The 14,819-nt window shown below is 30.9% G+C and carries 17 protein-coding genes; 13 read left to right on the top strand and 4 right to left on the bottom strand.

Annotated features, from left to right (window positions below; genetic code table 11):
* Window positions 1-255 precede the first annotated feature (255 nt).
* From CN601_RS06055 to CN601_RS06040, 5 genes are all read left to right on the top strand, one after another.
* A complete protein-coding gene (locus CN601_RS06055; protein WP_179865455.1) occupies window positions 256-585 on the top strand; it encodes a hypothetical protein in 330 nt (109 codons plus the stop codon).
* Window positions 586-749: 164 nt separating this feature from the next.
* Window positions 750-917, top strand: a complete 168-nt coding sequence (locus CN601_RS26855) for a hypothetical protein (protein ID WP_179865454.1) — start codon at window positions 750-752, stop codon at window positions 915-917.
* A 114-nt stretch (window positions 918-1,031) separates the two neighbouring features.
* Entirely contained in the window at window positions 1,032-1,331 is a 300-nt protein-coding gene (locus CN601_RS06050) for a hypothetical protein (protein WP_098121171.1), read from the top strand.
* Between the two features lie 61 nt (window positions 1,332-1,392).
* Window positions 1,393-1,581 carry a DUF6440 family protein gene (locus CN601_RS06045; protein WP_098121172.1) on the top strand — a complete coding sequence of 63 codons (189 nt, stop codon included), beginning with the start codon at window positions 1,393-1,395 and terminating at the stop codon, window positions 1,579-1,581.
* Window positions 1,582-1,638: 57 nt separating this feature from the next.
* A complete protein-coding gene (locus CN601_RS06040) occupies window positions 1,639-2,061 on the top strand; it encodes a GNAT family N-acetyltransferase (RefSeq protein WP_098121173.1) in 423 nt (140 codons plus the stop codon).
* Between the two features lie 81 nt (window positions 2,062-2,142).
* Here CN601_RS06040 and CN601_RS06035 read toward each other — a convergent pair whose 3' ends face one another.
* On the bottom strand, window positions 2,143-2,724 hold the full coding sequence (locus tag CN601_RS06035; RefSeq protein WP_179865453.1) for a TetR/AcrR family transcriptional regulator C-terminal domain-containing protein: 582 nt from the start codon (window positions 2,722-2,724) through the stop codon (window positions 2,143-2,145).
* A gap of 199 nt (window positions 2,725-2,923) precedes the next feature.
* Here CN601_RS06035 and CN601_RS06030 point away from each other — a divergent pair, with 199 nt between their 5' ends.
* Complete coding sequence (locus CN601_RS06030) at window positions 2,924-3,583, top strand: class I SAM-dependent methyltransferase (RefSeq protein ID WP_098170471.1); 660 nt, start codon at window positions 2,924-2,926, stop codon at window positions 3,581-3,583.
* A gap of 74 nt (window positions 3,584-3,657) precedes the next feature.
* Here CN601_RS06030 and CN601_RS06025 read toward each other — a convergent pair whose 3' ends face one another.
* The 3 genes from CN601_RS06025 to CN601_RS06015 form a co-directional block, all read right to left on the bottom strand.
* The gene (locus CN601_RS06025; RefSeq protein WP_098121176.1) at window positions 3,658-4,437 is read right to left on the bottom strand and encodes a nitroreductase family protein; all 780 of its coding nucleotides are present in this window, start codon (window positions 4,435-4,437) and stop codon (window positions 3,658-3,660) included.
* A gap of 264 nt (window positions 4,438-4,701) precedes the next feature.
* Window positions 4,702-6,249 carry a bifunctional GNAT family N-acetyltransferase/carbon-nitrogen hydrolase family protein gene (locus tag CN601_RS06020; protein ID WP_098170470.1) on the bottom strand — a complete coding sequence of 516 codons (1,548 nt, stop codon included), beginning with the start codon at window positions 6,247-6,249 and terminating at the stop codon, window positions 4,702-4,704.
* A 289-nt stretch (window positions 6,250-6,538) separates the two neighbouring features.
* Window positions 6,539-7,714, bottom strand: coding sequence for a helix-turn-helix domain-containing protein (locus tag CN601_RS06015; RefSeq protein WP_098170469.1), 1,176 nt, complete (start codon window positions 7,712-7,714; stop codon window positions 6,539-6,541).
* A 203-nt stretch (window positions 7,715-7,917) separates the two neighbouring features.
* On the opposite strand from CN601_RS06015, the gene CN601_RS06010 reads away from it, so the two are divergent.
* The 7 genes from CN601_RS06010 (at window position 7,918) to CN601_RS05980 (ending at window position 14,674) form a co-directional block, all read left to right on the top strand.
* Window positions 7,918-9,507 carry a beta-N-acetylhexosaminidase gene (locus CN601_RS06010; RefSeq protein ID WP_179865452.1) on the top strand — a complete coding sequence of 530 codons (1,590 nt, stop codon included), beginning with the start codon at window positions 7,918-7,920 and terminating at the stop codon, window positions 9,505-9,507.
* Between the two features lie 28 nt (window positions 9,508-9,535).
* Window positions 9,536-10,936 carry an MFS transporter gene (locus CN601_RS06005; protein ID WP_098170467.1) on the top strand — a complete coding sequence of 467 codons (1,401 nt, stop codon included), beginning with the start codon at window positions 9,536-9,538 and terminating at the stop codon, window positions 10,934-10,936.
* 346 nt (window positions 10,937-11,282) lie between these two features.
* Entirely contained in the window at window positions 11,283-11,804 is a 522-nt protein-coding gene (locus tag CN601_RS06000; RefSeq protein WP_098121181.1) for a transcription elongation factor GreAB, read from the top strand.
* A gap of 441 nt (window positions 11,805-12,245) precedes the next feature.
* Window positions 12,246-12,689 carry a MarR family winged helix-turn-helix transcriptional regulator gene (locus CN601_RS05995; RefSeq protein WP_098170466.1) on the top strand — a complete coding sequence of 148 codons (444 nt, stop codon included), beginning with the start codon at window positions 12,246-12,248 and terminating at the stop codon, window positions 12,687-12,689.
* A 120-nt stretch (window positions 12,690-12,809) separates the two neighbouring features.
* Window positions 12,810-13,556 carry an SDR family NAD(P)-dependent oxidoreductase gene (locus CN601_RS05990; protein ID WP_098170465.1) on the top strand — a complete coding sequence of 249 codons (747 nt, stop codon included), beginning with the start codon at window positions 12,810-12,812 and terminating at the stop codon, window positions 13,554-13,556.
* 365 nt (window positions 13,557-13,921) lie between these two features.
* Window positions 13,922-14,239 carry a barstar family protein gene (locus CN601_RS05985; RefSeq protein ID WP_098120723.1) on the top strand — a complete coding sequence of 106 codons (318 nt, stop codon included), beginning with the start codon at window positions 13,922-13,924 and terminating at the stop codon, window positions 14,237-14,239.
* A gap of 207 nt (window positions 14,240-14,446) precedes the next feature.
* Window positions 14,447-14,674, top strand: coding sequence for a hypothetical protein (locus CN601_RS05980; RefSeq protein ID WP_098121184.1), 228 nt, complete (start codon window positions 14,447-14,449; stop codon window positions 14,672-14,674).
* Window positions 14,675-14,819: the final 145 nt, after the last annotated feature.

The following is a 14,819-nucleotide window of genomic DNA, read 5'->3' as shown; positions in this document are numbered from 1 at the left end:
TAGCTAATTTGCAACGGAGATTTCTTCAAACGGCATAGGACGATCGAAATAGTAACCTTGTCCGATATCACAATTTAATTTTTTAAACACGTTCATTTGGGCTTTCAATGGAATTTATTACCATTTATTTTAAAAGTTTTTTTAAGAATTTGTGTTATATTTTTGAAAAAGCTTCAAAATAAAAAGGAAAAAATTATCAAATAATGAATATTATTTACATAGGAATTTATTTAAAAGTAATTTTGGAGGTATTAAATGAAGGCATTATCAGCGTCATTTGGATTAATTCTAGAAGTAACTAGAATACTATTGATCTTCGGTTTACTAGGTGCTATTTTTTCAGCGGTTGTATCAAAAGCATATGGGATTATAGGTGTGGAACTTACTAAGACTGGATGGTGGAGTTCTGTAGGGATCCTTGTTTTAATTTTTGTCTTATATCGAAACTACATACAATTTAGTGGATGGTACAATGGAAAAGGGAAGGAAAAATTACCTACTAAAGTTACAAGACTATTCGTTTCATCCAGTGTAGTATTGATATTACTTCCTGGTTTAATTGAACTTGTACAAAAGTTTATCTAAAATAAAAATAGTTGGTTAGTGTAATAAAGAGATCGACGTATCGTCGATTTTTTTATTTCATAATCCGGAATTTTAGCTCATAAAGGAATCAAAAGTAGTAAGAAGGTAATAGATTACTCATAGAGTGTTCATAATTTAAGAAGCAAATATTTTAGGAGGGTTATATGACACTATTTGGCTATTTATTTTGGGGAATTATTGTTGTCGCAATTGCATTTGGTTTCTTCATGCAAAAAAAGTTTGGTACAGCAGCACCAGATAAATCGGATAGTCAAAAATTACATGAAGAAGTAACTAGACAGACACATAATAATGATCGTCCGAAATTTTAAAATTAATTCTATACAAGAATGTGCGGGTAATTCCACAAATATTTAAAAATTGGTTTAATATAAAAGTGTGGGGTAGTTCCTTTATTTTGCTGAGCTACCAAGAAAGGATAACAAATGAAAAAGATTGATGAATACTTCGAAACAGCAATGGAAGCATGGGATATGATGCAAAAAACAACAGATGATGAGGGAGCAGAATGGGCAGAAAGATTTGAACGCTACTTCTATGAATTTATCGATGAATTAAAAAATTGGTGGTCGAATCTTGACCAAAAACCAAAGAGTATTGAGGAAGCTGAAGAGTTGCCAGAAATAAAAAAATGGATGGAGCAAATTCCAGCACCTGTACAGATAAATTTTCAAACTGAGTTAGAAGATATTATAGACGGTTTTGATACAGTACGTTTTGATTAATAATGATTGTGAAGGCTACTATATCTTGGTCAAAATTTGAAAAGTCAGGGAGGGAATCTACTTGTTTAGTAAAGATGATGAAAATAGATTTAATATAGTTTATAAAGAAGGAAAATTGTCTGGCATTAAAATATTAGAAGATCGAGAAACAGGTGTTCATTACTTATTTAGTTGGGATGGCTATGCAGGTGGAATTACACCATTGTTAGATAAGGACGGGAAACCAGTCATAAAATTAAGTAATGAATAGTTCGCATTAATAAATTTGCGAAAATTGTAATGTCTAGGTGAAGCGAGGTCAAATAGAATGGCATTAGAATTGAAAATTAAGAAAGATGTAACAATCCGATCATATAATGAAATTGACTTTACTCAAATACATAATTTAAATAGAAGAGAAGAATGGAATAATCTCGTTGAAAAACAAGATGATACAAAGAAGGCATGGGAAAATTCAAACGTTAAATTTGTCGCGTGTTTGAATGATCAAATCATTGGATATATTAGAGGTTTAACAGATGGAAATATAACATTATATGTTTCAGAACTATTAATCGATAAACAGTATAGGGGATTAGGGATTGGGACAAAGTTATTAAAATATGTACATGAACTATATCCTAAAACGCGCATTGATTTGTTAGCATCAAGTTCATCTCAACAATACTACGAAACGATTAAATTTAGACGGTTTAACGGATACAGAAAAACTGTTTTGGAGTGGGATTGAGATATTTTGAGGTTTAGTAATACATATAAGGTTTAAATTTCATAAATAAGAAAAAAGTCACATCNNGATGTGACTTTTTTCTTATTCAGTAAGTAAACCAGCAAATAGTACCCTTAATCCATATAGAAATTGTTCTTCGAAATCAAAACCAAAATGATACTGCTCACCTAAAAATGAAGTAAAAGCAGTAATTTCTTCAAATGAGAAAGTGAATTGCTTAGCACGATATTCATCTGCTACAAAGGATAGGACATAATTGTTATATAGATTGCCAGCAACTATACAGTTTTTATCAGAAACACCGTATTTACTTAAAGTTGATAAAGTGAATTTTACTGCCTTTAATCTACTTGGTGTCATCGGCATTGACTGTGCAAAAACTTCAACTGCATCTCTTGTGTTTAGTAATACTCTACGGACTTCTAAGGCGAGGGCAGTTAACGCTTCTTTTGCATCATCAATTTCTACAGGTAGGACGATTTCATTATTAAGGTTCTCAGCAATTAAATCAATTAGAGCCTGTTTATCTTTAATATGCCAATATAAGGATGCAGCCTTAATGTCAAGTTCTTTTGCTAATGTGCGCATTGATAGATTACTTATTCCATCACGATTTAATATTTCAAGTGATGCGCTTACAATTGCTTCTTTAGTAATAGCCATAAAATCTCTCCAAAAAAATATAATAATATCCATTGACTCTAACGGTGTTAGATGATAATCTAACGTTGTTAGGGAGCTAACAATGTTAGAGGTGTTTACAACCTCATTGTACAAGAAATGGAAACTACTTTAAAGTTGGAGTATTTATTTATACAAAAAAGTATGGTTATTTATATAAAAGAGATGGGTGGATCTTACTATGAAAAATATGCGGAAGAAAAAAGACGTTGGTATATATGGATTAACTGCAAAATGGTATGATAAAAATTCACGAAAAAGCCGAATGACTCAAATGCAAGAATATGCAAATGAAATTAAAACATTAGTCAATGAAGAAGCAAAGATTTTAGAAATTGCACCTGGTCCAGGGTATTTATCAATTGAACTTGCGAAGATGGGCTTTGAAGTTACAGGTGTAGAAATAAGCCCTGATTTTGTTACGATTGAAAAGAATAATGCAAAAGAAGCAAATGTTTTAGTTAATTTTAAAGAAGGAAATGCATCGAATCTACCTTGTGAAGAAAATACATTTGATTTTATTGTTTGCAGTGCTGCCTTTAAGAATTTTAAAGAGCCTGTAAAGGCAATTTCTGAGATGTATAGGGTATTAAAACCGGGTGGAACAGCTCTAATTATTGATATGAATTTTAATGCAACGGCTGATGATATAGAAAATGAAATTAATAAAACTGAAATGAAAGGCTTTGATAAGCATTTTGTAAAATTTGCATTCAAAACATTCTTGAAAAAAGGTGCTTATACAAAAGAAGATTTTGAAATTTTTATAAATGAAACGGAATTTATGGATTATAAAATTAAGCAAGAAGATATTAGTTTATATGTTTATCTAACTAAGTAATCCTTTAATAATGATTATAAAAAAAGTAAAAAGTCGAACTCCATCAATTGGAATTCGACTTTTTTAACAGAAACTTATTTGTTGTTCATAAAATTTTGTTTTTCTAAGTAATTTAGAACTGTTTGAGAATATTCGTGATGAGATTCTTGCGTATATTTTGCAATCGTGTAAATTTGCGCAAGGTTTTTTAATCCAAGTTGTTCTGTCATTTCTTTCAGTTTTGGAACGTCCATATAACGTTGCCATCCTTTTTCATTTCTTTCATTGTAAATTTCAAGAATTTCTTCATCCGAATAATCATTATATTGTTCATAATGAACAAGACCATGCCTTGGTAGACGGTCACGTAGGGCAGGATTTTCTTTTGGATAGCCTAATGAATAACCTACGATCGGTACAACATTTGGTGGTAAGTTAAGAATTTCTCCAATTTGATTACAATTTGCTAGCGTAGAGCCCATATAACAAAGTCCAAGACCTGCATTTTCAGCTGCTAGAGCACAGTTTTGAGATGCCAAAGTAGCATCAATTGCCCCAATCATAAAGCTCATGAAATTGTCAAAATGAACTGGTGCATCATTAAGTGTAAGCCATTTTCTCATTCGATTAAAATCTACACAGAACGTTAAAAGGATTGGTGCATCAATAACCATTGATTGTTCCATATGTGCAGAATATAATTTCTTCCTAATTTCTTTGTCTTTCGTGACGATTATGGAATAAGACTGCATATTACCACTTGATGAAGCGCGAATACCTGCATCTAATATTTGATCTAATAGTTCTTGACTAACTTCCTTATCCTCATATTCTCGTATCGATCTGTGTCCATGTAAAACATCGTTGAATTCCAAAATAATCACTCCTAGTATTATAAGATAGTAGTAGAAATAAATATAATCAATAAATCTGTTTAGAAATTCTTAATACATAATTATTTCTGAATAATCTAATTATAAAGTAAAGATATCATAATTTGTCGAAATCGTATAGTTTTTTGCACTTTTATGAAGAAAAATATTTTCGTGAAATAGAGTGATGTTTTAATCTTACTTTGTCTTGAAGACAAACATAAAGAGCCCAGTCTAGAAATATAGACTGAGCTTCTGTTTATTACTTCATTCTAACTTTAAATTTTTGAATTCAATTCGATACAAGTCGCGTCGTCGATCGCGTAATTGTCGGACAGAACCTGTGTTACGAGAACGTCTTAATTTTTCAAGATCGACATCTCCAACAACGACAGTATCAACATTCGCATCACATTCACCAACAATTCCATCTCTTGCAAAACCGAAGTCTGAAGGGGAGAAGATACCGGATTGTGCATATTGAATGTCCATGTTTTCAACGTGAGTTAAATTTCCTACCGTTCCTGCTATACAAGTATATACTTGGTTTTCAATAGCTCTTGCTTGAGCACAATAACGAACTCGGAGATACCCCTGCCGATCGTCAGTACAAAATGGTACGAAAATGATATTTGCACCTTGATCTACGGCTATACGAGCAAGTTCAGGAAACTCAATATCATAACAAATTTGTATTGCGATTTTACCACAGTCTGTGTCAAATACATGTATTTCGTTTCCTTCTGAGATTCCCCACCATTTTCTTTCATTAGGAGTAGCGTGTATCTTCAATTGCTTTTCAATCGTGCCATCTCTTCTAAATAGATACGCCACATTATAAATATTTCCATCTTCTTCAACAAAATGCGATCCCCCGACAATGTTGACATTGTATCGTACGGCAAGTTCTGTAAAAATTTCGATGTATTGTTCAGTGTATGTAGCTAGTCTACGAACAGCTTGATCAGGTCGTTTTTCTTCAAGGAAAGACATCAATTGAGTTGTAAACAGTTCTGGGAAAACGGCAAAATCCGAACCGAAATCAGCCGCGACGTCAACATAATATTCAATTTGCTTCGTAAAATCTGCGAACGAATCAATTTTTTTCATCATGTATTGTATAGCACATATTCTAACTGGGAATGACGCACGATAAACACGCTTGGATTTAGGAAGATAGTCAATATTACTCCACTCCATCAAAGTGGCGAAAGAATCCGATGCCTTATCATCTGGGAGATAGCGTGTGTTAATACGTTTAATTGTAAAACCTTCCATTAATTGAAATGACAAAACAGGGTCATATATACTATGTTTCTCTACTGCAGCTACATACTCACGAGGTGACATTTCCTCTCTATGTTTATGGTAATTTGGAATTCGGCCACCTATAATGATGCTTTGAAGATTTAATTGCCGAGCTAGCTCTTTTCGTGCTTCGTAAAGACGATGACCTATTTTCATCCGACGGTATTCCGGGTCGACCATTACTTCAATTCCATATAAATTAAACCCATTAGGGTCATGATTTGTAATATAACCATTATCTGTAATGACGTTCCACGTATGTTGATCATCATATTCATCAAAATCAACCATCAAGCTTGAACAGGAGCCGATAATTTTATCTTCATACTCAACACAAAACTGACCTTCAGGAAAAATTCGAATATGACTCTCTAATTGCTCCCGCTTCCAGCCCTCCATACCTGGAAAACAACGGCTTGATAATTTCATAATCTCAGCAATATCATCCATACGTATATTTCGCACTTCAATTTTCTTCTCGTATTTTGACATATCTGTTTCTGACATATTCTCACGTCCTATATTTAAATATCTTATTTATAATGATCAATAAATTAAAAATACACTGTTAGGTTACCCATAATTTACCTTTTCAACATAGGAGAAATAGAAAGAAACAGTTTATCAATAAAAATCATAGTTATATCAACAAATTTCGGTATTTTATCAACAAAAATAATAACTATATCAATAAATTTCACCACTTTATCAACAAATGACATACTTTGTTCGTATTACTGCTAATCCACTCATATCAAAATAAAAAGAGCTGTCTCAAGATTTCTGAGACAGCCCATTATTCTGAACGATTATTCCGAAAAGCTTTCGGCGAAACACCTACGATTTCTTTAAAAACTTTACCGAAATGATTTTGGTAATTAAATCCGACAGCAATAGCTACTTCTAAAATAGATTTATCGGTTTGAAGTAACAGTTTTTTACTTTCATTCACTCTGATCTTATTTAAATTATCATTAAATGACATGCCAGTTTCATTTTTTAATTTTTTTGAAAGGTGAGAAGTACTAGTATTAAATTTTCTAGCTACTTCCTGCAAAGTAATACTTTCATAAAAGTTTGTATTCAAGTAAAGAATGATTTTTTTTATTAAATTAGAGTAATTTGGATTCGAAAAATAGATTATGCATTCTGAGAACTTTATAATCATTTCTTTCATTAACTTAAAAATAGTAAGTCTTGAAGTTAAACCTTCCACTAACGTAATATATTTGTCTGCTAATGTCCTTGCATATTCATGATCACTACCAGAATCAATAGCGTATTGTGAAATAATGCCACAGGCTGCTATGAAATGATTTTTCATGGATCTTAATGAATCTCCTTTTGCAAGGTCGATTTGATCAAATGTATGGAGGAGTTTATTAAAATCAAATTTTTGGTCTAATTCAGTAAATTTCCCTTCTAGTATGATTGATTTAAATTCTTCATATTCCTCAGAGGTTGCATGTCTTGTGTCATTCTCATAATAAAGTTCAATTAAGGAAACATCGGGAACATAAGGAGTTAGATGGTCATTACTTTCATGATGATAAATTTTAGGTTGAGAGATTGCGTTATTAGAAAATGGTCTGATTAACCATTGAAATAATTTTAAAAAATGCTCCTGTTTTTTATAATTATCAGTTTTTGCCGAACCGTTTGAAGAATCCAAGTTTAAAGGAGTACTTAATATAATAATTAAACTTTCACCTTCTTTTTTTATAAAAAAAACATCGTATAAGTTAGATTCAGACCAATATAGCTTAAAATGATTAGTTTGAGATTCTAAAATAGAATAATAGTTCGACTTTATTAATTCAATCATATTCGTCGTGATTCTATTAGATGAAACAAAAGAAAATAGGATTCCGAACTCCAAATCAATTCCTAAAATATCAATTTCAGATACAATATGAAAGCTTTTTAACTTCATTTCTAATTCAGATAAATTCATGTGATGATAGTTTTTCAAAATAGAACCCCACAATTTAGTCAATATTTTATCAAAATGAACAAAATTATATCAAAAGTATTGTTTCTTTTATTATATATTTTAAATACAGCAAAATGAAAGGGTTTACACTAGAATAAAAAATCAGAATTTTTAGGTAAATATTAATGTGAATCCAGAAAAATTTACAAAGTTTAATATAAATAATGAAAGAAGGAGATTTTATGAATTTAATACCAAAAATCAACGGAAATATTGAAATAAAAGAAAATATTTGTTTTTTAATAAAGGAATCTCTAACAATTAGAAACGCAGATTTCAGTGAATTGGGAATTGAAGTATTTTCAGAGCGACTAAATTCTAAATGTGGCATTTTAGTTTCACATTCAGATTTAAGTTCAGATCCAAGCATTGATCTTATAAAAGACTCCTCAATTCAAAAAGATGGCTATAAGATTGATATTTCCGATGAGCAAATAAAAATATATTCAAAAAATGACGCTGGGGTAACGAATGCACTTACGTCACTATATGTATTAATTGTCGATGCAATTAAAAATTCGAATCGAAACTTAAAGGGAGTTAGTATTACTGATTATCCTAAGTTTGAGCATAGAGGATTATTAGTTGATGTTAGCCGTAACTTCTTCGGGGTTAGTGTAATGAAAAAAATCATCGAAGAAATGGCATTAAATAAATTAAATGTATTACATTGGCATTTATCTGATGACCAAGGATGGAGAATTGAGTCAAAAGTATTTCCAAAATTAACTGAAAATCAAGCTCATTATTCACAAGATGAAATAAGAGATGTAATTAAGTATGCCGAAGCAAGAGGCGTTGAAATCATACCAGAAATCGATATGCCAGGCCATGTTACCGCCTTGTTAACTGCCTATCCAAATTTAAGCTGCTTTGATGAAAAAGTGGAGTTAGTAAATGGTGCTGGTGTTTTTAAAACAGTTTTATGTCCGGGAAAAGAATCAACATATACTTGGGTATTTAAGCTATTAGACGAAATGGTTCAGCTATTCCCTTCTAAAAAATTTCATATAGGTGGAGATGAAGTTCCTAAAACGAATTGGAGATCATGTCCTCATTGTTTGGCATTAATGAAGAAGAATAACATTTCTAATTTTGATGACCTTCAATATGCTTTTACCAAAAGAATAACAGAGCATTTAATTCAGCATGGAAAAGAAGTAATTTGTTGGAATGAAACATTAAGATCAAAAGAGGTTGAAAAAAATATTACGACACAGTATTGGGTTGAATTTACGGAGGAAAGCTACTGCTTACCATATTTTAATGAAGGATACGAAGTAATATTTTCAGATATGTTTAATAACTATTTTGATTATCCATATTCCATCGTAACTTTACAAAAGACATATGATTATACACCTTCTTTAAAAGCTTCGAATGTACTTGGAATCGAAGGAGCAATTTGGACTGAAAGAGTTGGTACGCCTGAAATTTTAGAATATATGATTTCTCCTAGAATAAATGCTCTTGCTGAATCAGCTTGGACAATTAATCGAAATTATGAAGATTTCTTAATTCGACTGAAAGTATATATGGAAGATTTAAAGTTAATTACTCTAAATTGTGCTCCGTTTGAAGCTGCAACAATTAGTGGAGAGGCTGCTAAAGAAGAATCAAAACAATTTTTAATGATGATGTTTGAACTACTTCAAACTAGCGATATTGACATGGGATTAGATGAAAGTGAAAAACAAGTGATGTTATCTAAGTTCTTAAATAATATATTTGATGAAAAAACAGCTGCAGAATTTATAAACCAATTAATGTAATGATAATTGAAAGTAAGGGTGATTAAGGATGGGGAAAAATTCGATTGTCAATGAAAGAGTTATCATAGAAAATAATGCGAATCCAAAAAATTTGTTTGCTACATCTAGATTAGAGAGGTTTATGTACAACATTTATTTCTTTGGTCAAAATATTATTTTCTTTATTGTCTCATCATTTTTAGCAGTATATTATACAAATGTTTTAGGGATTAGTGCCACAACAGTAGGAAGTATTCTTCTACTTGCAAGAATTTGGGATGCATTTGTAGATCCAACTCTTGCAACTGTTATTGAACGATTAAACTTAAAAAGCGGTAAGTTTAAGCCATGGGTAAATCTTGCAGCAATAACAGTACCAGTTATGACATTCCTTTGTTTTGGTTTTGGTGATCAACTTCTTCATGCATCTGAGGGTGCACGTATTGCATATGCGGCAATAACATATCTAATTTGGGGTACACTTTATGCCGCTGCTGATGCACCTGCCTTCGCATTTTCAACGGTAATTACACCAAATCCAGAAGAACGAACAGTCCTTCTTGCAAACAATCAAATTACTGGAATTATCGGTATTCTTGTTGCGGTAGCCGCATTTCCCAGTGTTTTAAAGGCTACGCATAATAATTACATGATTACTGTTTTAATATTTTCAATCATAGCATTTATTGTCATGTCATTTACAAGATTCGTAAACGAGCGTGTAAAATCAAATAAAAAAGAACCAGCAATTAAAGAAATCCTTCATTCACTACTAAATAATAAATATTTAAAAACAATTGTAATTGTCAATATTATTGCAAATGGAGTAAATTTTACGAATACATTAGCACCATTCGTAGCTACTGATATTTACAAAGATGCAACAAAAGTTTCACTTATTCTTGGTGTTGGAATACTACCAGTCGTTTTAGTTGCTCCATTTGTTCCAAGACTAATAAGAAAATTTGGTAAGATCAAACTTATGTCAGTTGCATTAGGAGCAAATGCGTTACTGTCATTCATTACATTTTTTGTAGCTTACGAAAACTTTGGGCTATTTTTAGGGATATCTGTTCTTAAAGCAATTTTTATTGCTCCACAGCTTGTAATTTATCCGATGTTCTTTGCCGACTCGGTTGAATATGATTGTTATCAAAATGGTACTCGTTTTGAAGCAGTAATATTTGCAACTCAAACTTTTAGCTCAAAAATTATCGGCGCAATATCTGGAGGACTTGGAATGTGGATTATTGGTGTAGCTGGTTATAAAGCTGCTACAGGTGGACATGCTATTACACAAACTGCAGGAACACTTAAATCATTATGGGCAACATTTAATTTAGGTGCAGCAGTTGGATGTTTAATTGCTTTAATCATTTTCCTTAAGTTCTATGATTTATCAGAAGATAGAGTAAAAGAAATGGCAATTGCTAATCAAACTAAAAACTGAATTTTATAGATTATTGAAAGAGACTAGCGAAACTACGCTAGTCTTTTTGATGTTTCATTTATAATAGTTTTGGAGTAGAAGTGGTCGAATAATACGTAAATAAAATTTGTAAAAAATAGAAAGTAATCACTCCAATAGTACATATGATGGGTCTACTTGGTATTAGGATCATCAATTTACATGAAAAGTAAAAATCAACAACATTTAATAACAGGGCATTTATAAAATAGACGTAATTTTCCCAAGTCACAGGTGTGGATACTCAATGTATAATAAGTTTGTGGGAGATGCTGGAAGTTTCTAAATAAAAACTAACCAAATAAATACATAAAAGGGGTCTAATTTAATGAAAAAGTTTTTTTCTGTTTTACTGCTAATCTTAGTCATGTTAACTGGTTGTAATTCCGATACCGTTTACTCATCTGGTTATGATGGTAAAAAATTAATTATTGGTGTTATAGGTAATTTTCCAAAAGTAAGTGAAGGGAATGTGAAATTCAAAAAAATAAGTTTTAAAAAAATAGAGGAAAACAAAAAACTTTCGTCAGAATTTGATGCCGTTTTTATTATGAAGAAACATCTCTCCGAAGCTTCCGACAGTAAATATGCAAACATTTACAAACATTCCGATATTCCGTTTTTCTTTATTGGATCAAAAAAATCATATATAGCATTTGTAGATGAACAATTTACCTACGAAGATGCGCCTAATTTAAGAAACCCACCATATTCAATAGGTTACCCATTTGGGAAAGGGAAAAATCAATATTGTGCAAATGATATTGACAAAGTAAACAAAAATACAATTGACGATGCATACTCTCGAATATTTACATCTATTGATTCTGGTAAATGCTTTAACGATTAATAAATGCAATTTGAGTGTTTGTGAAGAATTATCATGCACTAACTGGCTATGCTGATTACCTGAAAGAAAAAGGAATTAACAATCAACTTGATGAAATATAATGAACTCTTATGTAACGAATGCGTTCGTTACATAAAAAACTCTAAAGGCTGCCTAAACAGACAGTCTTTATTTAGTTTAAAATTCAACATTTTATTTAAACAGAGACTAAATATTAAAGAATGATTAATAGAAAACAGATTGATAATTTAACGTTTTTTTTAGATAGAGATTATTGATAATTGACTAATTTAAATTACGGAAATTAAATAATAATATTATGTAAACCGAAAACTATTTATAGAATCAATATTATATTATTAAACCAATAATAGGACATTGACTACTCCCAAAAAATACTTTAAAATTACCTTTAATTCAAGATAATTGAAAGGAGTTGAAATGATGAAAAATGATCAAATTTCAACAACTAATTCGCACCAATTATTTTCAGAAATTAGTAGGGCAAATCGAGTTATAACTGATTCTTCAATTAATAATATAAAGTGTTTTGGATTAAACTTAACCGAATTTGCAGTTTTAGAGTTGTTATATCATAAAGGCGATCAGCCAATCCAACAAATTGGTAAAAGAATATTAATTTCAAGTGGGAACATGACCTATGTTTTAGATAAACTAGAGGCAAGGCGATATATTAAACGATTGCATTGTCCTAAAGATCGTAGAGTAATCTATGCAGTTTTAACTGATGAAGGTAGGAACGTAATTTGTACCATTTTTCCAGTTCACCGAGAAATGATTCACCAACTATTTTCCGAATTAAATTCAGTTGAAAAAGATATGTTGATTTATTTATTAAAAAAGGTTGGATTAAATGAGAAATAATCTCAATGTAAAGATAACTTGATTCAAAATAAATCTTAGCGAAAAGCTGTCATTAGACGGCTTTTTTTGTTAAGGATGGAAATAATAAAATAGACTAATAGTTAAATGAGGTATGTAATCATGGATGGGAAGTTTAAAGGTAAATCAGTCATCATTACAGGAGGGGCTAATGGCATTGGTGAGGGGATTGCTCTTGCTTTTGGAAAATTAGGAGCACTGGTTTTTATTGCTGATATTGATGGAGAAAAAGGAAATAAAGTAGTACAGAAAATTGAGGGAAATGGTGGAAGAGCAATATTTCATAAAACAGATGTTGGAATCGAAGAAGATATAATAAATCTTATTAACAGTGTAATCGCTCAAACTTCTACACTTGATATTTTAATTAATAATGCAGGAATCTCTGTTTTTAAACCATTTTTGAACTTAACTACGGATGAATGGGAAAGAGTGATCAATACAAACTTGAGAAGTGTTTTTATATCATCCAGAGAAGCTGCCAAAGTGATGAAAAATGGAGGAAGAATCATAAATATGGCATCAACTAGAGCAATGATGTCGGAGCCGAATTCAGAGGCTTATGCAGCATCGAAGGGTGGAATTGTATCTATTACGCATTCATTAGCTGCATCATTACAGCCAAATGGTATAACAGTAAATTGCATTAGCCCCGGATGGATTGAAGTTAGTCATTATGAGGAATTAAAAGAAACTGACCATCTTCAACATTGGTCGAACAGAGTTGGTAAACCTGAAGACATAGCTAAAGCTTGTATTTATTTAGCAGATCCAGAAAACAACTTCATTAACGGTCAAAATATTATTATTGATGGTGGTATGACAAAGAAAATGATATATGAAGAATAGAAAAAGCAAGGGAAAGTAACTTAACGGGTTCGGTTCAGAGGGAGAAAACAGTAAATAGTATATACTTTGGAGATGTAATTCACATATGAATTGGCATCTCCTTTTCTGTTGTAATATCAATGATTATATGGAGCTTTGATGAAATTTGGACCACTAATTCGTAGATAATTTGGTATAGTACGCATAAATTTATGTGGTGCTTACGAATTGATACACTAAACCAGGTGCAATTGGACATTTAAAAGAGTGATTGAAATCCATTTATCTTAGAAAAATAAAGTATAATGGGATTATATATTTAATTCTTATTCAACTAAATGGCAGTTTAGTTGAACAAGGAATTCAGTGTTAATATAAAAGCAGTAATGATTATAGAGGTGTATAAATTGACTGATGAAATAGTAACTATTGATGTAAGTAATATAAAAACTAAAAAAGATTTACATTTACTACTTAAAGAAAAATTAAGATTTCCTGATTTTTATGGTGAAAATTGGGATGCATTTTGGGATGCAATTACAGGTTTAGTAGCACCATTACCTAAAAGAGTTGTATTTCTTGGATGGTCAGAATTAGAAAAAAATTTACTGGAAGAATCGGAAATATTGAAAGAATGCCTTTTAGAATACAATGAGGAACATGAAGACCTTCCTAACTTTATTTCTGAATTTATTTTTAATTAATTAATCAAAAAGAGTTAAGTTTCAATACAACTAAAGCATGCTTTAGTTGAACATAAATACCGACCAAAGGCAGCTATTTACATAAGTTTTAGAATTAATTTATATGTGAAACATCATTTTAACGAAAACTATTAATGGTAATAAAAGGAAAAAATAAAATGCTATCGAATATCATTAATAAAATAATTAATGTGAGGGCAAATAAGCATGTTTTTAATTTTATTAGTTGTTTTATTTACAATCATTGGATATTTCCTTTTTTGGTTACCACCAGCAATTGGAGGAGCTATTGCTTTTGGTATATTTTTTGGCATATTGATTAGAGGCTTATATTTTTTATTCAATATTAATAAGAGAATTACTAAAGCACTACCCACCCATAAAGAATTAGAGCTTGAAGACTTTATGAAAGAATTAAAAGAAAAGAAATTTTAGATTCCACAAATTCAACTAACGCATGCGTTAGTTCAACAAGAAATGAACAAAAAAAGGCATTGCTCTTTAGCGATGCCTTTTTCTCATATTATTAACTAATACCAATTAGCATGTTATTTATATTGCTAATTCAATTGATAATAAG

Origin of the sequence: Bacillus sp. AFS017336, assembly GCF_002555445.1 — a bacterium.
Lineage (GTDB): Bacteria > Bacillota > Bacilli > Bacillales > Bacillaceae_G > Gottfriedia.
The sequence above is the reverse complement of the archived record's forward strand: the minus strand, read 5'-3'. Positions and strand labels throughout refer to the sequence as shown.

Bases quoted from the DNA above. Each gene is read 5' to 3' on its own strand.
- CN601_RS06040 (WP_098121173.1), top strand. From the start codon at position 1,639: ATGGCATTAGAATTGAAAATTAAGAAAGATGTAACAATCCGATCATAT.
- CN601_RS06030 (WP_098170471.1), top strand. From the start codon at position 2,924: ATGAAAAATATGCGGAAGAAAAAAGACGTTGGTATATATGGATTAACT.
- CN601_RS06000 (WP_098121181.1), top strand. From the start codon at position 11,283: ATGAAAAAGTTTTTTTCTGTTTTACTGCTAATCTTAGTCATGTTAACT.
- CN601_RS06010 (WP_179865452.1), top strand. From the start codon at position 7,918: ATGAATTTAATACCAAAAATCAACGGAAATATTGAAATAAAAGAAAAT.
- CN601_RS06050 (WP_098121171.1), top strand. From the start codon at position 1,032: ATGAAAAAGATTGATGAATACTTCGAAACAGCAATGGAAGCATGGGAT.
- CN601_RS06035 (WP_179865453.1), bottom strand. From the start codon at position 2,724: ATGGCTATTACTAAAGAAGCAATTGTAAGCGCATCACTTGAAATATTA.
- CN601_RS06020 (WP_098170470.1), bottom strand. From the start codon at position 6,249: ATGTCAGAAACAGATATGTCAAAATACGAGAAGAAAATTGAAGTGCGA.
- CN601_RS06055 (WP_179865455.1), top strand. From the start codon at position 256: ATGAAGGCATTATCAGCGTCATTTGGATTAATTCTAGAAGTAACTAGA.
- CN601_RS05995 (WP_098170466.1), top strand. From the start codon at position 12,246: ATGATGAAAAATGATCAAATTTCAACAACTAATTCGCACCAATTATTT.
- CN601_RS05990 (WP_098170465.1), top strand. From the start codon at position 12,810: ATGGATGGGAAGTTTAAAGGTAAATCAGTCATCATTACAGGAGGGGCT.
- CN601_RS05980 (WP_098121184.1), top strand. From the start codon at position 14,447: ATGTTTTTAATTTTATTAGTTGTTTTATTTACAATCATTGGATATTTC.
- CN601_RS05985 (WP_098120723.1), top strand. From the start codon at position 13,922: ATGATTATAGAGGTGTATAAATTGACTGATGAAATAGTAACTATTGAT.
- CN601_RS26855 (WP_179865454.1), top strand. From the start codon at position 750: ATGACACTATTTGGCTATTTATTTTGGGGAATTATTGTTGTCGCAATT.
- CN601_RS06005 (WP_098170467.1), top strand. From the start codon at position 9,536: ATGGGGAAAAATTCGATTGTCAATGAAAGAGTTATCATAGAAAATAAT.